Origin of the sequence: Microbacterium sp. NPDC058345 (assembly GCF_042723855.1) — a bacterium.
GTDB lineage: Bacteria > Actinomycetota > Actinomycetes > Actinomycetales > Microbacteriaceae > Microbacterium.
Window position 1 is genome coordinate 498,727 of record NZ_JBHXIG010000001.1, and the last position, 21,822, is coordinate 520,548.

Annotated in this window: 16 protein-coding genes; 4 read left to right on the top strand and 12 right to left on the bottom strand. The window is 69.0% G+C overall.

The window, feature by feature from the left end:
• Window positions 1-28 precede the first annotated feature (28 nt).
• The 8 genes from ACFWH5_RS02475 to ACFWH5_RS02510 form a co-directional block, all read right to left on the bottom strand.
• Entirely contained in the window at window positions 29-949 is a 921-nt protein-coding gene (locus ACFWH5_RS02475; RefSeq protein ID WP_378831366.1) for a PfkB family carbohydrate kinase, read from the bottom strand.
• Between the two features lie 166 nt (window positions 950-1,115).
• Window positions 1,116-4,991 (bottom strand): DNA-directed RNA polymerase subunit beta', encoded by a 3,876-nt coding sequence (gene rpoC / locus ACFWH5_RS02480; RefSeq protein WP_378831368.1) that lies wholly within the window; start codon window positions 4,989-4,991, stop codon window positions 1,116-1,118.
• A gap of 46 nt (window positions 4,992-5,037) precedes the next feature.
• Complete coding sequence (locus ACFWH5_RS02485; protein WP_378831370.1) at window positions 5,038-8,541, bottom strand: DNA-directed RNA polymerase subunit beta; 3,504 nt, start codon at window positions 8,539-8,541, stop codon at window positions 5,038-5,040.
• 245 nt (window positions 8,542-8,786) lie between these two features.
• A complete protein-coding gene (locus ACFWH5_RS02490) occupies window positions 8,787-9,098 on the bottom strand; it encodes a hypothetical protein (protein WP_378831373.1) in 312 nt (103 codons plus the stop codon).
• A gap of 152 nt (window positions 9,099-9,250) precedes the next feature.
• On the bottom strand, window positions 9,251-10,957 hold the full coding sequence (locus ACFWH5_RS02495) for an ABC transporter ATP-binding protein (protein WP_378831375.1): 1,707 nt from the start codon (window positions 10,955-10,957) through the stop codon (window positions 9,251-9,253).
• Entirely contained in the window at window positions 10,954-11,904 is a 951-nt protein-coding gene (locus ACFWH5_RS02500; RefSeq protein ID WP_378831377.1) for an ABC transporter permease, read from the bottom strand. The genes ACFWH5_RS02495 and ACFWH5_RS02500 overlap by 4 nt, the downstream gene beginning before the upstream one ends.
• Window positions 11,904-12,908 carry an ABC transporter permease gene (locus ACFWH5_RS02505; protein ID WP_378831380.1) on the bottom strand — a complete coding sequence of 335 codons (1,005 nt, stop codon included), beginning with the start codon at window positions 12,906-12,908 and terminating at the stop codon, window positions 11,904-11,906. The genes ACFWH5_RS02500 and ACFWH5_RS02505 overlap by 1 nt, the downstream gene beginning before the upstream one ends.
• A 78-nt stretch (window positions 12,909-12,986) precedes the next feature.
• Window positions 12,987-14,666: an ABC transporter substrate-binding protein gene (locus tag ACFWH5_RS02510; RefSeq protein WP_378831382.1), complete on the bottom strand. Its 1,680-nt coding sequence runs from the start codon at window positions 14,664-14,666 to the stop codon at window positions 12,987-12,989.
• A gap of 203 nt (window positions 14,667-14,869) precedes the next feature.
• Here ACFWH5_RS02510 and ACFWH5_RS02515 point away from each other — a divergent pair, with 203 nt between their 5' ends.
• From ACFWH5_RS02515 to ACFWH5_RS02530, 4 genes are all read left to right on the top strand, one after another.
• Complete coding sequence (locus ACFWH5_RS02515) at window positions 14,870-16,087, top strand: LCP family protein (protein ID WP_378831384.1); 1,218 nt, start codon at window positions 14,870-14,872, stop codon at window positions 16,085-16,087.
• A gap of 24 nt (window positions 16,088-16,111) precedes the next feature.
• Window positions 16,112-16,978, top strand: a complete 867-nt coding sequence (locus ACFWH5_RS02520; RefSeq protein WP_378831386.1) for a spermidine synthase — start codon at window positions 16,112-16,114, stop codon at window positions 16,976-16,978.
• Window positions 16,979-17,120: 142 nt separating this feature from the next.
• Window positions 17,121-17,651, top strand: coding sequence for a hypothetical protein (locus ACFWH5_RS02525; protein ID WP_378831388.1), 531 nt, complete (start codon window positions 17,121-17,123; stop codon window positions 17,649-17,651).
• A gap of 44 nt (window positions 17,652-17,695) precedes the next feature.
• Window positions 17,696-18,184, top strand: coding sequence for a SprT-like domain-containing protein (locus ACFWH5_RS02530; protein ID WP_378831390.1), 489 nt, complete (start codon window positions 17,696-17,698; stop codon window positions 18,182-18,184).
• Between the two features lie 74 nt (window positions 18,185-18,258).
• On the opposite strand, the gene ACFWH5_RS02535 is transcribed toward ACFWH5_RS02530, so the two are convergent.
• From ACFWH5_RS02535 to ACFWH5_RS02550, 4 genes are all read right to left on the bottom strand, one after another.
• Window positions 18,259-18,633, bottom strand: coding sequence for a DUF3054 domain-containing protein (locus ACFWH5_RS02535; RefSeq protein WP_378831393.1), 375 nt, complete (start codon window positions 18,631-18,633; stop codon window positions 18,259-18,261).
• A 54-nt stretch (window positions 18,634-18,687) separates the two neighbouring features.
• Window positions 18,688-19,350: a 2-phosphosulfolactate phosphatase gene (locus ACFWH5_RS02540; protein ID WP_378831394.1), complete on the bottom strand. Its 663-nt coding sequence runs from the start codon at window positions 19,348-19,350 to the stop codon at window positions 18,688-18,690.
• 155 nt (window positions 19,351-19,505) lie between these two features.
• Window positions 19,506-20,993 (bottom strand): FtsX-like permease family protein, encoded by a 1,488-nt coding sequence (locus ACFWH5_RS02545; RefSeq protein ID WP_378831396.1) that lies wholly within the window; start codon window positions 20,991-20,993, stop codon window positions 19,506-19,508.
• Window positions 20,990-21,751, bottom strand: a complete 762-nt coding sequence (locus ACFWH5_RS02550) for an ABC transporter ATP-binding protein (RefSeq protein WP_378831398.1) — start codon at window positions 21,749-21,751, stop codon at window positions 20,990-20,992. The genes ACFWH5_RS02545 and ACFWH5_RS02550 overlap by 4 nt, the downstream gene beginning before the upstream one ends.
• Window positions 21,752-21,822: the final 71 nt, after the last annotated feature.

Sequence of the window (21,822 nt, forward strand, 5' to 3'; positions counted from 1 at the left end):
CCCGGGCCGGGCACGAGAAATCCGACGCTCAGCTGCCATGGACACCGCGCTGAGCCGCCTCCAGCGACTCGGGCGTGCGAAGCAGCCCGCCCTCGGCACGGCACGTCGCGGCGGCCACCGCCATGGCATCATCGAGCAGCGCCTGCCAATTCCCGTGCGAGGCCGGGTCGCCGGCGGCGAGGCCTGCGACGACGGCCGCGAGCGTCGCGTCGCCCGCACCCACGGTGTCGACGATCGTACCGGGCAGCGATGCGATCGGCGCTCGGAAGACGCCGGCATCCGCCTCCACGACCGCTCCCGCCGCACCCGCCGTGGCGAGCACCGCCGACACCCCCAGGTTCCGCAGGCGTCGGCGAAGAGCGTCGAGGTCCCCGTCGTAGAGCAGCGCGGCGTCATCCGCGCCCACTTTGATCAGCGCCGAGCGAGCCGCGAGCCGCTCGAACCCGCGCACGAACTCCTCACGGTCGCTGAGCATGCCCGACCGCGGATTCGGGTCGATCACCAGCCTGGCGTCGCCGAGAGCATCCGCCACCGCATCGACCTCGGCCGGCACGTCGAACGGAAAGCAGCTGATCGCCACGACATCCGCGGTTGCGATCGCCGCACGCGCCTCGGCGCCGTACCGGATGCTGCGCCGCTGCGCGGCCTCGTTGAAGACGTACTCGGGCTCCCCGCTGCCCGACCGTGTCACCACCGCGCGCGACGACCCGTGCGGCGCGGGGCTGGAGATGAGCGCGACGTCGTGGTCCGAGAGGTACTCGCGGATGTGATCGCCGGGCTCGTCGTCGCCGACCATGGCGATCAGCGTGGCCGGCACGCCCAGCCGGCGCAGCCCCACGGCGACGTTCAGCGCCGCTCCCCCGACGAGCTCGCGCACGCCGTTCTCGTCGCGGATCTCGTCGATCAGGGCGTCTCCGATGACGACGGCGCGGGGGCTCTGAGTGCTCATCTCGAGAGACTATCGCGGCGCCGGGCGCGAGACTTCCCTCGCGACACGAGACACGGGCCAGAGCGTGGCTTCTCATGCCGAAGAAGAAGTCTCGCGGGGTCGCGCGGCCGCGACGACGAAGGCCCCGACCCTCCGAAGAGGGCCGGGGCCTGAATCACGTCAGCACTCAGTTATAGGTGCCGGGGGTGATGTCGTCGGTCGAGAACGCGTCGAAGTCGACGTAGCCGAAGTCGCCGTCGGCGTACGCCCCGTCGGATGCGAAGATCCGGTTCGGGTAGCGCTCGCTCTTGGCCTCCTCGGTCGCCTCCACCGTGATGTTGCGGTACTTGGAGAGACCGGTTCCGGCCGGGATGAGCTTACCGATGATGACGTTCTCCTTGAGACCGACCAGCGGGTCGCGCTTGCCCTCCATAGCGGCCTGCGTGAGCACGCGGGTCGTCTCCTGGAAGGATGCCGCCGACAGCCACGACTCGGTCGCGAGCGACGCCTTCGTGATACCCATCAGCTCCGGACGGCCCGACGCGGGACGCTTGCCCTCCGACACGGCCTCGCGGTTGATCATCTGGTAGCGCTTCAGGTCGACCATCTCACCCGGCAGCAGGGTCGTGTCGCCGTGGTCGACGACCGTGACCTTGCGAAGCATCTGGCGCACGATGACCTCGATGTGCTTGTCGTGGATCGGCACACCCTGCGAGCGGTACACGCCCTGCACGCCGCCGACGAGGTACCGCTGCACCTCGCGGGCACCCTGCACGCGCATGACCTCCTTGGGGTCGAGCGTTCCCACCTGCAGCGGCTGGCCGACCGAGACGTGCTGGCCGTCCTCGACGAGAAGCGTCGCACGCTTCAGCACCGGGTAGACCACCTCTTCATCGCCGTTGTCGGGTGTGAGGATGACCTTCTTGGCCTTCTCGGTCTCCTCGATCGTGATGCGGCCGTCGGCCTCGGCGATCGGGGAGGCACCCTTCGGGGTACGCGCCTCGAAGAGCTCCTGCACACGGGGCAGACCCTGGGTGATGTCGTCGGCGGATGCCGATCCACCGGTGTGGAAGGTACGCATCGTCAGCTGGGTACCGGGCTCACCGATCGACTGGGCCGCGATGATGCCGACGGCCTCGCCGATGTCGACGGTCTTGCCGGTCGCGAGCGAACGGCCGTAGCACTGCGCGCAGACACCGACAGCCGAGTCGCAGGTGAGCACCGAGCGAACCTTGATGGTCTCGACGCCCGCGGTGACCAGACGGTCGATGAGCACGTCGCCCACGTCGTCGCCCGCCGCGGCGAGGACCTCGCCCGACTCGCTCACGACATCGGCGGCCAGGGTACGGGCGAACACCGAGTTCTCGACGTTCGCGTCGCGCACCAGCACGCCCTGCGAGTTCGGCGCGGCGATCGGGAGCTCGAGGCCCTTCGACGTGCCGCAGTCCTGCTCGCGGATGATGACGTCCTGCGAGACGTCCACCAGACGACGGGTCAGGTAACCCGAGTCGGCGGTACGCAGAGCGGTGTCGGCCAGACCCTTACGGGTACCGTGCGTCGCGATGAAGTACTCCGCCACCGACAGTCCCTCGCGGTACGAGGAGATGATCGGACGCGGGATGATCTCACCCTTGGGGTTGTTCACCAGACCGCGCATACCCGCGATGTTGCGGATCTGCAGCCAGTTACCACGAGCACCCGACGACACCATGCGGTTGATGGTGTTGTCCGCCGGGAAGTGCGCCTTCATCGCGGACTGGACCTCGTCGGTCGCCTCGGTCCAGATCTTGATGAGCTCCTGACGGCGCTCGGCGTCGGTGGTCAGACCCTTGTCGTACTGCGACTGGACCTTCGCGGCCTGCTTCTCGTAGCCCGCGACGATCTCGGCCTTGTTCGGCGGGGTGAGGATGTCGCTCAGCGCGACGGTCACACCCGAACGGGTCGCCCAGTGGAAACCGGCATCCTTGATGCGGTCCAGGGTGGCGGCCGTCTCGACCTTGGGGTACTCCTCGGCCAGCTTGTTCACGATCTGCGACAGCTTGCCCTTGTCGGCGACCTCGCGCACGAACGGGTAGCCCTTCGGCAGCGCGTCATTGAAGATCGCCTGACCCAGCGACGCGTCGACGAGACCGTGCTTCTCGTAGCCCTCGGGCGCCTCGCCCTCGAGGAAGGTGAGACCCGGGATGCGGATGCGGACCTTCGCCTGCAGGTCGAGGGTGCCCTCGTCCTTCGCCAGGATCGCCTCCGACACCGAGCCGAATGCACGACCCTCACCGGCAGCGCCCTCCTTGACCGTGGTCAGGTGGTGCAGACCGATGATCATGTCCTGCGAGGGCAGGGTGACCGGACGGCCGTCCGACGGCTTGAGGATGTTGTTCGACGCGAGCATCAGCACGCGGGCCTCGGCCTGAGCCTCGACCGACAGCGGCAGGTGCACAGCCATCTGGTCACCGTCGAAGTCCGCGTTGAACGCGGCGCAGACGAGCGGGTGCAGCTGGATGGCCTTGCCCTCGACGAGCTGCGGCTCGAACGCCTGGATACCGAGGCGGTGCAGGGTGGGGGCACGGTTCAGCAGCACCGGGCGCTCGCGGATGATCTCCTCGAGCACGTCCCACACCTCGGGGCGGGTGCGCTCGACGGCGCGCTTGGCGGCCTTGATGTTCTGCGAGTGACCGAGGTCGATCAGGCGCTTGATGACGAACGGCTTGAACAGCTCCAGAGCCATCTGCTTGGGCAGACCGCACTGGTGGAGCTTCAGCTGCGGGCCGACCACGATGACCGAACGGCCCGAGTAGTCGACGCGCTTTCCGAGCAGGTTCTGGCGGAAGCGACCCTGCTTGCCCTTCAGCATGTCGCTGAGGGACTTCAGGGCGCGGTTGCCGGTACCGGTGACGGGGCGTCCGCGGCGGCCGTTGTCGAACAGCGCGTCGACGGCCTCCTGCAGCATCCGCTTCTCGTTGTTGACGATGATCTCGGGGGCGCCGAGGTCGATCAGACGACGAAGACGGTTGTTGCGGTTGATCACACGGCGGTACAGGTCGTTGAGGTCGGAGGTCGCGAAGCGGCCACCGTCCAGCTGCACCATCGGGCGCAGCTCCGGCGGGATCACCGGCACGACGTCGAGTACCATGGCGGCCGGGCTCATGCCCGTCTCCAGGAACGAGCTGACGACCTTGAGGCGCTTGATCGCGCGGATCTTGCGCTGGCCCTTGCCCTCCGAGATCTGCAGGCGCAGGTTCTCGGCCTCGGCGGTCAGGTCGAAGGTCTCCAGGCGACGCTTGATCGACTCGGCGCCCATGTGGGCCTCGAAGTACTGACCGAACCGGTCCTGCAGCTCGTGGAAGACGTCGTCCTCGGGGCGCAGCGCGCCGACCTCGAGCGTGCGGAAGTCCTCCCACACGCGCTCGAGCTTGGCGATCGCGTCGTCGGCGCCCTTGCGGATCTGGGACATCTCCTTCTCGGCGGCGTCCTTGACCTTCTTCTTGGCGTCGGCCTTGGCACCCTCCGCCTCGAGAGCGGCGAGCTCATCCTCCAGCTTGGCCATGCGCTCCGCGATCTTCGCGTCGCGACGGTCGCCGAGCGTCTTCAGCTCGAGGCGGATGTTGTTCTCCTGCGTGGCGAGGTCGCGGTGACGCGCATCCTCGTCGACCGAGATCACCATGTAGGCGGCGAAGTAGATGACCTTCTCGAGGTCCTTCGGCGCCATGTCGAGCAGGTACCCGAGGCGCGAGGGCACGCCCTTGAAGTACCAGATGTGCGTCACGGGCGCGGCGAGCTCGATGTGGCCCATGCGCTCACGGCGGACGGAGCTCTTGGTGACCTCCACGCCGCATCGCTCGCACACGATGCCCTTGAAGCGGACCCGCTTGTACTTGCCACAGGCGCACTCCCAGTCGCGGGAGGGGCCGAAGATCTGCTCGCCGAAGAGCCCGTCCTTCTCGGGCTTCAGCGTGCGGTAGTTGATCGTCTCAGGCTTCTTGACCTCACCGTAGGACCATCCGCGGATGTCGTCAGCGGTCGCGAGGCCGATTCGAAGCTCATCGAAAGTAGTTGCGTCGAGCACTAGTTCTCCTGTGTAGAAAATCTGTCGCTAGTCGAATGGTGCCGGATCAGATCTCGTCGATCGATGCGGCTTCGAAACGGCTGGAGATGTTGATGCCGAGCTCCTCCGCTGCGCGGAAGGCCTCGTCATCGGTGTCGCGGAGGTTGACCGCGGTGCCGTCGGCCGAGAGGACCTCGACGTTCAGGCAGAGCGACTGCATCTCCTTCATGAGCACCTTGAACGACTCGGGGATGCCGGGCTCCTGGATGTTCTCGCCCTTGACGATCGCCTCGTACACCTTGACGCGGCCGAGGATGTCGTCGGACTTGATCGTGAGGAGCTCCTGGAGGGCGTATGCGGCGCCGTAGGCCTCGAGGGCCCACACCTCCATCTCACCGAAGCGCTGGCCACCGAACTGCGCCTTACCACCGAGCGGCTGCTGGGTGATCATCGAGTACGGGCCGGTCGAACGCGCGTGGATCTTGTCGTCGACGAGGTGGTGCAGCTTCAGGATGTACATGTAGCCCACCGAGATCGGCGCCGGGAACGGCTCACCCGAACGGCCGTCGAACAGCTGCGTCTTGCCCGACGAGTCGATCAGGCGCACGCCGTCGCGGGTCGGCAGGGTGGAGTCGAGCAGACCCGAGATCTCCTGCTCGCTGGCACCGTCGAACACCGGGGTCGCGACCTTGGTGTCCGGGGCGACGTCGCGGGCCTCCTCGGGGAGCTTCACAGCCCACTCCGGGTTGCCCTCGACCTTCCAGCCCTGCTTGGCGATCCACCCGAGGTGGGTCTCCAGCACCTGACCGAAGTTCATGCGGCCGGGGATGCCGAGCGGGTTGAGCACCACGTCGACCGGGGTGCCGTCCGCGAGGAACGGCATGTCCTCGACCGGCAGGATCTTCGCGATGACGCCCTTGTTGCCGTGACGGCCGGCGAGCTTGTCGCCCTCGGTGATCTTGCGCTTCTGGGCGATGTAGACCACGACGCGGCGGTTGACGCCCGAGCCCAGCTCGTCGTCGCCCTCCTCGGCGTTGAACTCCTTGACGGCGATGATCGTGCCCTGCTCACCGTGTGGAACCTTCAGCGACGTGTCGCGCACCTCGCGGCTCTTCTCATTGAAGATCGCGCGGAGCAGACGCTCCTCGGCGCTCAGCTCGGTCTCACCCTTCGGGGTGACCTTGCCGACCAGGATGTCGCCGGGGCGGACCTCGGCGCCGATGCGGATGATGCCGCGCTCGTCGAGGTCCTTCAGCAGCTCGGGGCTGACGTTGGGGAGGTCACGGGTGATCTCCTCCTTGCCCAGCTTGGTGTCGCGGGCGTCGACCTCGTACTCCTCGATGTGGATCGACGAGAGGGTGTCGTCCTTCACCAGCTCCTGGCTGAGGATGATCGCGTCCTCGAAGTTGTGACCCTCCCACGGCATGAACGCGACGAGCAGGTTCTTGCCGAGCGCGAGCTCGCCGTTGTCGGTGGCGGGGCCGTCGGCGATGACCTCGCCGACCTCCACGCGCTCACCGGCGCCGACGATCACGCGCTGGTTGTAGGAGGTGCCCTGGTTCGAGCGGTCGAACTTGCGCAGGTGGTACTCCTGCGTGCCGCCCTCGTCGAGCATGACGACGACCTTGTCGGCCGAGACCTCGGAGACCACACCGGCCTTCTCGGCGGTGACCACGTCACCGGCGTCGATGGCGGTGTAGCCCTCCATGCCGGTGCCGACCAGCGGCGAGTCCGAGCGCAGCAGCGGCACGGCCTGACGCTGCATGTTCGCGCCCATGAGCGCGCGCTGCGCGTCGTCGTGCTCGAGGAACGGCACGAGCGAGGTCGCGACCGACACCATCTGGCGCGGCGAGACGTCGATGTAGCCGATCTCCTCGGGCAGGAACAGGTCGACCTCACCGCTGCCGCCGCGCGGGCGGGCGAGCACGTGGCTCTCGGTGAAGCGGCCGTCCTTGTCGAGCGGCGCGTTCGCCTGGGCGATGTTGAAGTCGACCTCCTCGGCTGCCGTGAGGTAGTCGATGTGGTCGGTGACCTTGCCGCCCTCGACCTTGCGGTACGGGGTCTCGATGAAACCGAACGAGTTGATGCGCGCGAAGGTCGCGAGCGCACCGATCAGACCGATGTTCGGGCCTTCCGGCGTCTCGATCGGGCACATGCGGCCGTAGTGCGACGGGTGCACGTCACGGACCTCGACGCCGGCGCGGTCACGCGACAGACCACCGGGGCCGAGCGCCGACAGACGGCGCTTGTTGGTCAGGCCCGCGAGCGGGTTGTTCTGGTCCATGAACTGCGACAGCTGCGAGGTGCCGAAGAACTCCTTGATCGCGGCCACGACGGGACGCACGTTGATCAGGGTCTGCGGGGTGATCGCCTCGATGTCCTGCGTGGTCATGCGCTCGCGGACGACGCGCTCCATGCGGGACAGACCGGTGCGGACCTGGTTCTGGATCAGCTCGCCCACCGCGCGGATGCGACGGTTGCCGAAGTTGTCGATGTCGTCGGCCGCGATGCGGATCTCGGCGTTCTTGCCCGAGCGGACGCCCTCGAACGACTCGTCGCCGCGGTGCAGGCGCACGAGGTACTTGATGGTCGCGACGATGTCGTCGCGCGTCAGCACCGAGTCGGTCAGCGCAGCGGCGAGGCCGAGCTTGTGGTTGATCTTGTAGCGACCCACCTTGGCCAGGTCGTAGCGCTTCGGGTTGAAGTAGAAGTTGTCGAGCAGCGAGCGCGCGGCCTCGGCGGCCACCTGCTCACCCGGACGCAGCTTGCGGTAGATGTCGCGCAGCGCGTCTTCCTGGGTGAGGATCGTGTCCTTGGACAGCGTCTCCTCGATGGAGGGGAAGCCGGCGAACTCGGCGAGGATCTCCTCGCTGGTCATGCCCAGCGCCTTGAGGAAGACGGTGACCGACTGCTTGCGCTTGCGGTCGATGCGCACGCCGACCTGGTCGCGCTTGTCGACCTCGAACTCGAGCCAGGCGCCGCGGCTGGGGATGACGCGGGCGGTGACGATGTCCTTGTCGCTCGTCTTGTCGGGCGTCTTGTCGAAGTACACGCCGGGCGAGCGCACCAGCTGCGAGACGACGACGCGCTCGGAGCCGTTGATGATGAACGTGCCCTTGTCGGTCTGCAGCGGGAAGTCGCCCATGAAGACCGTCTGGGTCTTGATCTCACCGGTCTGGTGGTTCATGAACTCGGCCTCGACGTACAGCGGGGCGGCGTACGTCTTGCCGCGCTCCTTGCACTCCTCGATCGAGTACTTCTCGGGCTCGAGGTACGGGTTCGTGAACGAGAGCTGCATGGTCTCGCCGAGGTCCTCGATCGGGGAGATCTCCTCGAAGATCTCACCCAGACCCGAGATCTCCGCGACATCGTTGCGGCCGGCCTTCTTGGCCTCGGCGACGCGGGCCTTCCATGCGTCGTTGCCGACGAGCCAGCCGAAGGACTCGGTCTGCAGCGCGAGCAGGTCAGGGACCGTGAGCGTGTCGGAGATCTTGGCGAACGAGAGGCGGGATGCTCCGCGTCCGTTCTTGTTGGTGGTGGTGGGAGTGGATGCGTTGCGAGCAGCAGCCAAGGGAATAACCTCCGTGAGCCCGGGCAGGGCTAGTCGATTCCTTGTCGTCGGTGGAGTGCGCACGCGAGAGCTCGACGATGCCGACCACCATATGAGGGCACGGAGAAGCGAGCGCAACTACCAACTATACGCACGATTTCGCGACATGGCAAGCGGAGTCCTTGACCATTTCCGGATGCTGCGGTATTGGGCATCCGGCCCCCGGGGCCGACCGCTGCCGTCGACCCGTCCCGGAGGCCGCGTGGTCACTCCTCGAAGGTCACATTGCCCCGGCACGCCTCGCCAGGACTGGGTACCATGCCCTTCAGACCCGCTCGCACGTATTGGCCGTAACTCTGCACGTGCCCGCCCGTGATCATGTCGTCGTCCGCCGCCGGCACCGGATTCATCTCCACGTCATCGGGCAGATCGCGTCCCGAATAGTGACAGGCCGACTGCGCACGGTCACCACCAGGGGTGTCACCGCCGTTGCCGGTGTACTCGCCCGCCATCGCCGCACTGCCGCCGCCCAGAACGAGCATGAGCGCGAGCGCAGCACCGATCGTCATCTTCTTCATGTGCATTCCCAACCCCAGTGGAAGCTCCGAGCGCCGCGCCGGCGACCGGGCGCGGCGTCGTCGCCGCACAGCACTGTTCTAAACCCGCGCGGACGACGGCACAAGACCATCCCGCGCAGGTTCTCGTCGCCGCCGGGAAGACCCTGTGCTGCTCAGGACGCGATGCCCAGTTCGTTGCCGGGGATCGACGCCAGCAGCCGACGGGTGTACGGGTCGCGCGGGTTGGTGAAGATCTCCTCCGAGCTGGCGGCCTCGACGAGCGCGCCGTCCTTCATCACGCACACGTAGTCGCTGATCAGCCGGACCACGGCGAGGTCGTGCGAGATGAACAGGTAGCTCAGCCCGTACTCCTGCTGCAGGTCGCGCAGCAGCGTCAGCACCTGGTCCTGCACCAGCACGTCGAGCGCCGACACCGGCTCATCGCACACCACCAGGTCGGGCGACAGCGCGAGCGCACGAGCGATGGCGACACGCTGGCGCTGACCGCCGGAGAGCTCCGACGGGTAGCGCTGCAGCATCGAGTGCGGCAGGGCGACATCATCGAGCAGCTTCCGCACGCGCGCGCGCCGTTCGGCCCGGCTGCCGCGCTTGTAGAACTCCAGCGGCTCGGCGATCAGGCGCTCGATGGTGAACATCGGGTTCAGGCTCGAGTACGGGTCCTGGAACACCGGCTGCACGCGCTGGCGGAACTCCCGCGCCTGCGCCCGGTCGAGAGTCGACACATCACGGCCCTCGAAGCGGATGGTCCCCGCCGTCGGCTCGATGAGCTTCAGCAGCATCCGCGCCGTCGTGGTCTTGCCCGATCCGGACTCCCCCACGATCGCGACCGTCTCGCCGCGCGGGATCGCCAGTGAGACGTCGTCCACGGCGACGAAGTCCTCGCCGCGGCCGCGCATCGGATACACCTTGCGCAGCCCCTCGATCTCGACGATGTTGTCGGATGCCGCGGCATCCGCCTCGGTCCCCTCGCTTCGGCGCTCCTCGGCGTGGAAGGCCTCGGGCCGCAGCCGGGCGGCGGCGATCGACGGTGCCGCCTTCACCAGGCTCTGCGTGTACGGATGCTGCGGAGCCTCGAGGATCCGTCGCGCCGGCCCCTGCTCGACCACACGACCGCGATGCATCACCACGACGCGCTGCGCGCGCTCGGCGGCCAGCCCCAGATCGTGGGTGATGAGCAGCACGGCGGTGCCGAGCTCGCGGGTCATCTCGTCGAGCTGGTCGAGGATGGTCCGCTGCACGGTGACGTCGAGCGCGCTGGTGGGCTCGTCGGCGATGAGCAGCCGCGGCCGGCAGGCCAGTCCGATGGCGATCAGCGCGCGCTGGCGCAACCCGCCCGACAGCTCGTGCGGGTACTGCTTGGCCCGGCGCTCGGGATCGGGAAGTCCCGCGGCCGAGAGCGCGGCGATGACCTTCGCGTCGACGTCCTTGCGCGTGGCCAGCCCGTGCGCGAGCAGCGTCTCCGCCACCTGGGTGCCGATCTTCGCGACCGGGTTGAGGTTCGACATCGGGTCCTGCGGGACCATGCCGATGTCGCGTCCGCGGATGTCGCGCAGTGCGCTCTCGGAGATCCCGACCAGTTCGCGTCCGTCGAGCAGGATGCTGCCGCGGGCGACACGACCGCCCGAGGCGAGCAGCCCGATCACGGCCATCGCCGTGGTGGACTTGCCCGAGCCGGACTCCCCCACGATCGCGACCGTCTCGCCGGGGGCGATCTCGAGGTCGACGTCTTCGACGGCGTGCACGACGCCGTCCATGGTGCCGAAGTCGACGGCCAGGCCGGAGACCTGCAGCAGCGGCTGCGTCACGGCGCTGTCGCGCGGGGTGCGGATGCTGTCGTCGTTCATCGCTTCGTCTCTCATCGCGCCCTCGTCCTCGGATCCATCGCCTCGCGCAGCGCCTCGCCGAACAGCGTGAAGCCGAGCGCGGTGACGGCGATGCAGATGCCGGGCAGGAACGCCAGCCACGGCGCGATCGCCAGCTCGTTCTGCGCGTAGGTCAGCATCCGCCCCCACTCCGCCGTCTCGGGGCGGCCGCCGCCGAGGCCGAGGAACGACAGTGCGGCGGCGTCGATCACCGCGGTGGCGAGCGTGAGCGTGCCCTGCACGATCACCGGGCCGATCGCGTTGGGCAGCACATGCGACATGGTGATGCGGCCACGCCCCAGGCCGAGCGTCTGCGCCGAGAGCACGTACTCACTGGAACGCTGCTGCAGCATCGAGGCGCGCAGCAGGCGGGCGAAGATCGGCACCTGCGACGCTCCGATCGCGATCATCACCGCCGACGGCGTCTGCCCCAGGATCGCGGCGATCGACACGGCGAGCAGCAGGTTCGGCACCGACAGGATGATGTCGACGATGCGCATGATCACGGTGTCGACCCAGCCGCCGAACGTGCCGGCGAGCAGGCCGAGCAGCATCCCGCCGACGAGGCCGAGCGCCGTCGACACGACGCCGACCAGGAGCGACGCCTGCGCGCCCCAGATCAGCTTCGAGAGCACATCGCCGCCGAAACGGTCGAGGCCGAGCGGGAACCCGTCGATCTCACGCGGTCCGGGGATGTGCGTCGGGGTGATGTCCCTCGCGCCGGGCAGCGCCGTCTCGGGGTACGGGGCGAGGATCGGCGCCAGCGCCGCGACGAGCAGGAACAGCACCACGATGACCGCGCCGATCCATGCGGTGGGATTGCGTCGCAGGCGGCGGAGGACGTCGTGCCAGAAGCCGCCACCGCCCTTCATCTCGGTCTGAGCCACGGCGACGGTGTCGAGCACCTCGCCTGACCCCTGTGCGGGTGGGAGCGTCGCGCTCATCACTGGACCCTCACTCTCGGATCGATCAGGCTGTACGACACGTCGACGGCCAGGTTGATCAACGCGTAGGCGATCGCGATGAAGATGATGAAACCCTGCAGCACCGGGAAGTCGCGGGCGAAGATCGCCCTGGCGAGGAACGAGCCGATCCCGGGGAAGGCGAACACCGTCTCGGTGAGCACCGCGCCCGAGATGAGCAGCCCGGTCTGCAGGCCGATGGTCGTGATCACCGGCAGCATGGCGTTGCGCAGGATGAACCGGCTGCGCAGCGTGCTGCTGGTCACGCCCTTGGCTTTGCCGGTGCGCACGTAGTCGGCGTTCTGCACCTCGAGCACGCTCGCCCTGGTGATGCGCACGATGATGGCGAGGGGGATGGTGCCCAGCGCCAGCGCGGGCAGGACGAGGTGCAGCACGGTGTCCCACGCTGCATCGAACTCGCCGGTGATGAGGCCGTCCCACACGTAGAACCCGGTCACGTGCGTCGCGTCGATGCGCGGATCCTGACGCCCGTCGGACGGCAGCCAGCCCAGCTGCACGGCGAAGAAGTACTTCAGGATGAACGCCAGGAAGAAGACCGGGATGGTGATGCCCACCAGGCTGAGCACGACGGCGGAGTGGTCGCTCAGCCTGCCGTGCCGGCGGGCGGCCCAGTAGCCGAGCGGGATGCCGACGCCGACCGCGAAGATGAGGGCCAGGATGCTCAGCTCGATCGTCGCGGGGAACCGGCGGAAGAACTCCTCGACCACCGGACGCGAGGTGACGATCGACGACCCGAAGTCGCCCTGCAGAAGGCGGCCGACCCAGGTGAAGTACTGCTCGTACAGCGGCCGGTTGAAGCCGTAGAGCTCGTTGACGCGCTCGATCGCCTCGGGCGTCGCCTTCTCACCCAGCAGGGCGATGGCGGGTCCGCCGGGAAGCGCGCGGACCCAGGCGAACAGCAGCAGGCTCAGGCCGAACAGGGTGGGGATGAGGAACAGCAGTCGCCTGCCGATGGTGCGCAGCAAAGAAGATCTCCGAAGGTCGTGGTGACCGCCCATCCGGGTCCGTCACGGACCCGGATGGGCGGTCACCCACCGGGCGCCTTACTCGGTCAGCTCGATGTCGGTGAAGACCTCGTCGTTCACCGGGCTGGCCGGGTAGCTCTTCACTCGCGGGTCGAACGCGAGCGTCGGAGCCGGGTGCGCGAGCGGAACGCCGGGGATGAACTGCGCGACATCCTCGTTGATCTCCTCGTACAGCGGTGTCTGCTCGTCGAGGCTGGAGATGCCTCGCGCCTCGGTCAGCTTCTGGAACAGCTCCGGGTTGTCGAAGCCCCACTCCGCGCTCTTCTGGCCGAAGAAGACGCCGACGAAGTTGTCGGTGTCGTTGTAGTCACCGGTCCAGCCGAGCAGGTGGATGCCGTGGTCGGCTCCCGCCGTGATGCGCTCGAGGTAGTCCGGGTTCCAGGCGTCGGTCTTCGGGGTGATCTGCACGCCGACCTCCTCGAGCTGCTTCGACAGCACGGTGAAGATCTGCTCGGGGTTCGGCATGTACGGCCGCGACACGTTGACCGGGTAGTTGAAGGTCAGCGCCAGCGGGTTGTCAGCCGTGTAGCCGGCCTCCTCGAGCAGCGACTTCGCCTTCTCGGGGTCGTAGTCGTACGTGGTGACGCCGTCGTTGTAGCCGTTGACCACCGGCGGCACGAACTGCGTCGCCTTCTCGGTGCCCTCGGGGAGCACCTGCTTGATCAGCGCGTCCTTGTCGACCGCGTACGACAGGGCCTGGCGCACCTTGATGTCCTGCAGCTCGGGCACCGCCTGGTTGAACGCCAGGTAGAGGATGGTGAACGGCGGGCGCGACACCATGAACATGCCCTTGTCCTCGAGGGCCTGGGTGTCCGCCGGGCCGACGAGGTCGTAGCCGTCGATCGTGCCGGCCTCCAGCGCCTGGCGGCGGGCGGTCGGGTCGCCGATGATCTGGAAGATGACCTCCTCGATCTGGCCCTGCTCACCCCAGTAGTCGTCGTATGCGGTCAGGGTGACGTTCTCGCCCACATCCCACGACTCGAACATGAACGGGCCGGTGCCGACCGGGTGCGCCTTGGCGTACTCCGACAGCACGGGAGCCTCGGCGGTGCCGCCGACCTCGTCGGCCTTGAACTCCTCGAGCGCCGAGGGGCTCTGCATGCCGAACGCGGGCAGTGAGAGCGAGGCGATGAATCCGGCGAACGGCTTGTTCAGCTCGATCGTGACCTTGTCGTCGCCGTCGGGCGTGCAGGACTTGTAGACCGCGTCCTCGGGGTTCGAGGCGTATCCCTTGAAGAGCTTGTTGTAGTAGTACCCCAGGGCTTCGGACGCCATGGAGCCGGTCCAGTTGTACCAGCGGTCGAAGTTGAAGCAGACGGCCTCGGCGTTGAACGGGGTGCCGTCGTGGAACGTGACGTCCTGCTTCAGAGTGAAGGTGTGGCTCATGCCGTCCTCGGACGACTCCCACTCCTCGGCGAGCAGCGGGGCGGGGTCGGCGGTGCCGGGCTTGGTGCCCACCAGACCCTCGAAGATCTGGCGCGAGACGCGGAACGTCTCACCGTCCTGCGCGATCGCCGGGTCGAGGCTGGCGGGGTCGGACGACGCGGCGAAGATGAAGGTGCTGTCGACCTCTGCGGCGCCTTCGTCTCCCGTGTCGTCGTCGCGCTGGCTGGCGACGCAGCCGGCGAGGAGCATCGCCGCGACCGCGGCGCCGGCGACGGCGGCGATCGGCCGCCTGCGCATGGGTTTGTTGAGCATGGTCTGCCTCTCTGTGACGCTTCATTGCGCGTACGGATGCTTCGGCGCATCCGCTCACGTGATGATCCGACGCTACTCATCGAGAGCCGCTATGCCAACTCACCCTGGGTTGCGATCGGGTATCGGCTTGGCCGCGATCCGGTATCGGCGCACGGTGCGGTCGGCGGTCGGCGCCGACGGGAACGGCCGGTAGGGTCGGGGCTATGAAGCGACGGCCGGTGGCGCAGCACGCCCCGCATCGTGCGCCGACGGCGGCCGGTTCGCTGCTGCGCATGCTGGGCATCGGCCTCGCCGTGGTCACGGTGTCGGCGCTCGCGGTCGTCGGGTTCGTCGTCGCGGACCTGGCGTCGCGCGTCGGTGACGACGCGGTGCACCTCGAGGATGCGCCGTCGATGGCACCGCCGCAGCTGGGGGCCTTCCCCGGCGCGTTCGCGATCCTGCTGGTCGGCACGGATGAATGCGGGCCGGTGTCGACGAAGCTGCTCGGCGAACGCTGTCGTCGCGAGGAGGGCATCCTCAACGACGTGAACCTGCTGGTGCACGTCTCGGCGCCGCCGCGCAAGGTGACGGTGGTGTCGTTCCCGCGCGACCTGATGACCGAGGTGCCCGAGTGCACCAAAGAGGACGGCTCGACCGCATCCGCCATGAGCAAGGCGCAGATCAACGGCGTCTTCGGGCATGCCGGGCTGTCGTGCGTCGCGAAGACCGTCACGGCGCTGAGCGACGTGCCGATCGGCTTCGCCGCGAAGCTCAGCTTCGACGGCGTGATGGAGATCACCGAAGCGGTCGGAGGGGTCGAGGTCTGCATCGGCGAGACCGGCCTGCACGACCCGAAGACCGGCATCGACTGGGAACCGGGGCCGCGCACGATCGAGGGCTACTGGGCGCTGCAGTTCCTGCGCACGCGCAACGGCGTCGGCGACGGCAGCGACCTCGCCCGCATCTCGAACCAGCAGCAGTACATGTCGCGGTTGGCGCGCAAGGTGCTCAGCAGCGAAACGCTGAGCGACGTGCCGACGGTGCTCAGGCTGGCCGACACGATCGCGAGCAACGTCCAGCCGAGCGAGGAGCTCGCCGACCCGCTGCGCATGACGCAGCTCGCCCTCGCACTGAAGGACGTGCCCTTCGACGACTTCGTGTTCCTGCAGTACCCGACACTCGAGGATCCCGCCGACGCCGACCGGGTGGTGCCCAACCGCACCGCTGCCGAGCCGCTGTGGCGGGCGCTGCAGGAGGGCAGGTCGCTGGAGATCACCGGTGAGGCCAGCAACCACGGCGGTGCGGTCGGGGGAACGCCCGCTCCGGCACCCGCACCCTCGCCGTCGTCCACCTCGCCCGCGCCGACGGATCGGGAGACCCTCTCGCCCGAGATCAGCGGCATCGACCTGAATCAGCAGACCTGCACCGGTCGCCGGCGCTGACGGGCGCGGCAGTACGCTCGATCCATGGGACGAGCACGCGGGCGCGACACCGAGCATCCGCAGGCGCGACTCGAGCACGGCGGAACCGCGCAGATCGCGCCGTCGGAGTTCACCAACGGCTTCGAGCTGATCGTCGACGGCACGCCGCAGTCACATGTCGACCTCGATGACCCGACGCATCTGCACTTCGAGTACGTCGCGCGGATGGGCGCTGTGATCGACCAGCTCGGCCAGCCGGGCGCTCCGCTCAGCGCCGTGCATCTGGGCGCCGGCGCGCTCACGATCCCGCGCTACATCGAGGCGACCCGGCCTGGCTCGCGTCAGCAGGTGATCGAGCTCGAGGCACTGCTCGTGCGGCTCGTGCGCGAACACCTGCCGCTGCCGCGCGGCGCGGCGATCCGGATGCGGCTCGGCGACGCCCGCGACGGCGTGCGCAGGCTGCCGCCCGCACTGTCCGGACACTGCGATCTCGTCGTCTCGGACGTGTTCGCGGGCGCCCAGACCCCGGCGCACCTGACGAGCGCGGAGTTCTACCGCGAATTGGCGGGCCTGCTCGCACCGGAGGGGGTGCTGCTCGTGAACGTCGCCGACGGGCCGGGTCTCGCCTTCGCCCGCCGGCAGGTCGCGACCGTGTCGGCGGTGTTCCCCCATGTCGCGGTGCTGGCGGACACGCAGGTGCTGAAGGGCCGACGGTTCGGCAACCTCGTGCTGGCGGCATCCCCCACGCCCCTGCCCACCGAGTGGCTGCCCCGGATGCTCGCCGCAGGGCCGCATCCGGCGAAGATCGCGCAGGGCGACGAGGTCGTCGCGTTCGCCCGCGGAGCCGCCGTCGTCACGGATGCGGACGCCGTGGCGTCCCCTCGACCCGACGCGTCGATCTTCCTGCGCTGACGTCGACCCGGCGGCGCCCGCGCCGGTTCGAGGCCCCTCGCGCATTGCCGCGGGCACGGATGCGGATGCCGCAGGGCGTGCCTCGGCTGGTTCCCGGATCGGGCAGGCAGACTGGAACCATCACGGAGAGGAGCCAGACGTCGTGAGTTTGATTCAGGGATACGACCCCGACACCCTTCGTGAACTGGTGGACCAGGGCGAATGCGGCCGGCGACTGGCCGACATCGAGCACCAGCGCAGCCTTCCGGTGCTGCTGGAGCGGGTGTGGCTGCTGAAGGTGCTCGAGCGTCTCGACGAGGCGCTCGGGCTCGCAGAGGAGACGGTGCGCCAGGCGCGCATGGCCGGCACGCGCAAGGATCTGCTGCGCGCGCGCGTGCTGCACGCCACGGTGCTGCAGAACCGTGGCGCGTACGATGCCGCCGCCCAGGAGCTCGCCACCTGTGCGAGCGAGGCCGAGGGCCACGGCTGGGCCGGGATCGCCGCCTTCGCGCACCAGCATCACGGCAAGAACGCCTACGACGCCGGCGACTACGAGCAGGCGCGGGAGAGCTTCAAGAAGTCGTTGTTCCTGCGTCGCCAGGCGGGTGCCGGCGACAAGGACCTCGAGGTGCCGCTGCTGGCGATCGAGGCCGCGGAACGGCGCACCAGCCGGCAGCCCGCACTCGTGATCTGACCCTCGACAGCCCCGATGTCGGCCGTCGGTTCTACGCTGTTCTCATGGCGGATCTGAACCGGGTGCGCGTCTGGGGCGAGGCGCTGATCAGGCTGCACCTCGACGACTCGTGGAGCTTCGACTTCGACAACGCGAAGCGTCGGGCGGGGCTGTGCGATTTCCGGCGCAAGCGCATCACCGTCTCGCGGTATCTGGCCGCGCGCTTCGACGACGACGAGATCCATCAGACGCTGCTGCACGAGGTGGCGCACGCTCTCGCCGGCCACGCTGCCGCGCACGGTCCGGAGTGGAAGCACGCCGCCCGTGAACTGGGCTATGTCGGCGGCACGACGCACACCGGTGAGACGGCGATCGAGCTGGCACCCTGGATCGGCCGCTGCCCCGCCGGACACGTCGCCTACCGGCACCGCAGACCGGCCAGGGCGACGTCGTGCGCGAAGTGCTCGCGCCGCTTCGATCAGCGCTTCCTCTTCGAGTGGACGCGTCGCGACATCACGGCCGCCGACCGGCTGGCCGCCCTCGCTCCTCGCTGAGCATCCTCCGACGCTCTGCTTCCGACGCTCTGCTTCCGACGCTCTGCCTCCGGCGACGCGCCTCGTCGTCGAGATCAGGACGCCTCGCGCGGGGCGCGATACCGGCGAACCAGCAGCGCGATCAGCCGCCAGCCGATCAGGAACGCCGCCAGAACGACGGAGGCGACGACGATGAACGGCGTCTCGGCGGTGCCGCCGGCCACGACGCGCAGCAGCATCCCGCCGGCGACCGTGATCAGCCACGCCACCACTCCCCAGCCGAGCGACCACGGCCTGCGCGGGCGCATGGGCACCAGCGCAGCCAGCAGATGACCGGCGACCAGGGCGACGAGGAACGACCAGGCCGTGAGCAGGAAACCCGCGGGATCCTCCTGATGCGACGCACGGCCGATCACCGCGAAGACCAGCACGAGGACGGCATCGACGACAAAGGCGGGCAGGAACCTCATAGCCCTGACCATACGGCGATCAGCGGCAGGCGCCCCCGCGGCGCGCGGCTCCGTTCACGCGAAGGCCGTGAATGTCCCCGCGCGCAGCACCGGCACGGCATCGACCGCGTCCAGCTCCGCGGCTTCCGCGACCGACGTCGCACGCACCCCGGCCGACTCCATCCGGGCAGTGGACGCCACCCCGTCGGCGAGCTCGCGCCCCGATCCGCTCGCCGCGAGCAGGTGGCGCAGCGCGCGGCGCAGTGCCCGGAAGGACTCCGCGGCCGCCGCGGCCTCGGGCGAGGAGTGATCGATGCCGAGATCGGTCAGCGCGGCGATCACCGCGCCGGCGCCGAGCTGGTCCTCGACCGCGAAACGCAGTCGCCCCTCCGGGGTGAGCTCCCCGGCGGCGAGCACGGTCACCGAGGTCCGTGCAGCGCGGCGCTCCTGGAGCGTCATCACGGCGCGCGCTGTCGCCGCCGCGTTCCGGATGCCGCCGAGCAGCACGCTGCTGCCGGTGGCGGCCGCCGCGCTCGCGACGGCGGCGCCGTTGAGTGACCAGTCCCGCGCGTCGTCGATCGCCACGGTGCCGCCTGCGGCGACAGCATCCGCCACCGTCGATGAGAACCGCAGCGTGTCGACCACCACCACGATGTCGGCCGGGGCGAGCCGGGCGAGCCCGTCCGCTCCCCACTCGTGACGGACCTGATACGACGACTGATCGAAGGGCGACGGCATCCGTCCAGCCTAATCCGGGCTACGGTGCCGCCTCCTCGCCCCCGCCCACACGACTGTCACACTTTTCAGCGAATGGCACGCCGATCTGTGTGCCGGATGCTGAAAAGTGTGACAGGCGCGGGGGCGGGGGGCCTGTGGGAGGGAACCGAGGAGCGTCAGTCGGCGGCGAGCGCCTCGACGGGAGCCACCCGGGTGGCCAGACGCGTCGGGGTCACCGCCGCGATCACGGTGAGCAGCGCGGTCGCGACGACGATGATGACGACGGGCGCCCACGGCACCGCCGGGTAGACCATGCCCGCGGGTTCGAAGTCGGGCAGCACCGGCACCGAGCCGAGCAGCGACTGCGCCGCAGCCCACCCGTAGGCGACGCCGAGCACCAGGCCCGTCAGGGTGGCGGCGACCGTGATGTGCACGGCCTCGAGCAGCACCATGCGACGCACCTGCGGCCCGGTCAGGCCGATCGCGCGCAGCAGACCCAGCTCGCGGGTGCGCTGCACGACGCCGATCGTGAGCAGGTTCACCAGGCCGACCGCGGCGATCACGGCCGAGACCGCGACGAGCACCATCATCACCGACGCGAACGTGTCGAGCACGGCGAAGGACTCCTGCAGGATCTCCTCATCCGTCTGCCTGCTCATCAGCGCCTTGGTCGATTCGAGAGCGACGGCGAACATCGTCACCAGCGTCACGCCCATCACCACGCCGATCGCCATGCGGCTCGAGCGCTCGGGATGCCGCAGCGCGTTCTCGGCCGCCAGGCGCGCGGTCGCGCCGTTGCCGAACAGGCGCCCGACGAGCCGCAGGATCGGGGGCATGACCAGCACCGCGCCGGTCGTGAGACCGGTGAACGACAGCACCCCGCCGAAGAACGCGACGACGACGCCGAGAGGCGTGATCAGGCCGAGGACGATGCCTGCCACGAGCAGGGCGACACCCGCGACGAGCAGCACGAGCGCGCCGATGTGACGCCCTGGGCGCGAGACGGTGTCATCGCGGTTGCGTTCGACCGAACCGCCCAGAGCCTGCAGCGGCGTGACGGACAGCACCCGCCGCGACCCGATCCAGGCGGCCAGCCACGTCGTCAGCATCACACCGGCGACCGGCAGAGCGACGGCGGGCTGCACCAGGGTGAACGTGTCCGGCGTGGATCCCAGCAGCCGCTCGCCGGCCAGCATCCCCGCCGCCGACAGCCCGAGACCCGCCAGCAGGCCGATCAGCGCGCCGATGAGGCCGACGACGAATCCCTGACCGGTGACCTCGGCACGCTGCGATCGGGCGGAAGCGCCGATCAGCCGCAGCAGCGCGATGCGCCGGGTGCGCCCGGCGATGATCGTCGAGAAGGTGTTGGCGGTGACGATGGCGGCGACGTACATCGCGACGCCGGTGAGCAGCACCGACAGGATGGCGACGACGATCGCCAGCGTCTCGCTGTCGCCGATGAACGGGTCGGCCTTCAACACCGCGCCGATGTACACGGTCACCTCGACGAGGATCACCCCGAACGCGGCGGCGAGCGCCGAGACCAGGATGCTGGCGCCCATGCCCCTCTCGCGCAGCCAGCCCAGCCGCGGGCTGCGAGGCCGGTCGATTGCCGCGGTCGCGACCGCCGCGGGCGCCGCCGTCAGCGTCGGCACGGCGCTCATGCCGCCACCTCGGCGGCGAGCATGTACGACGAGATCTCCTCGGCGCTCTGTCGCGGGTGGTCGGCGGTGATGCGGCCGTCGCCGAGGAACAGCACGCGGTCGGCGTGGCTCGCGGCGACCGCGTCGTGCGTCACCATGGCGATGGATTGACCGTGCTCGCGGCTGGCCGTGGCGAGCAGCTGCAGCACCTCGCGTCCGGTGGCGGAGTCGAGGTTGCCGGTGGGCTCGTCGGCGAACACCAGGTCGGGGGCGGTCGCGAGCGCGCGTGCGATGGCGACGCGCTGCTGCTGGCCTCCGGACAGCTGGTGCGGACGATGGCGCAGGCGGGCGCCGAGCCCGAGCGTGTCGATGAGCCCGTCGATGCGGGCCCGCTCCATCGCCGAGGGACGGCGCCCGTCGAGCTCGAACGGCAGCAGGATGTTGCCGACCACGTCGAGGGTGGGCACGAGGTTGAACGCCTGGAAGATGAAGCCGACGCGCCGGCGGCGCAGCACGGTCATCTCGACGTCGCCGAGGCCGGTGATCTCGGTGTCGCCGATCCAGACGCGTCCTTCGGTCGGGGCGTCGAGTCCCGCCATGATGTGCATCAGCGTGGACTTGCCCGAGCCGGAAGGGCCCATGATCGCGGTGAACTGTCCGCGCCGGATGCCGACGCTGACGTCGTCGAGGGCGCGCACACCGGCGTCGCCCGCGCCGTAGCTCTTGGTGAGGTGCTGGACGCGGGCGGCGAGCCCGAGGTCCGAAGTCGTGATCTCCATGCCTTCGACGCTATGTCGGGCTCGTACACCCGCACATCGCTCCGGCGATGCATCCTCGTACACCCCGAGGA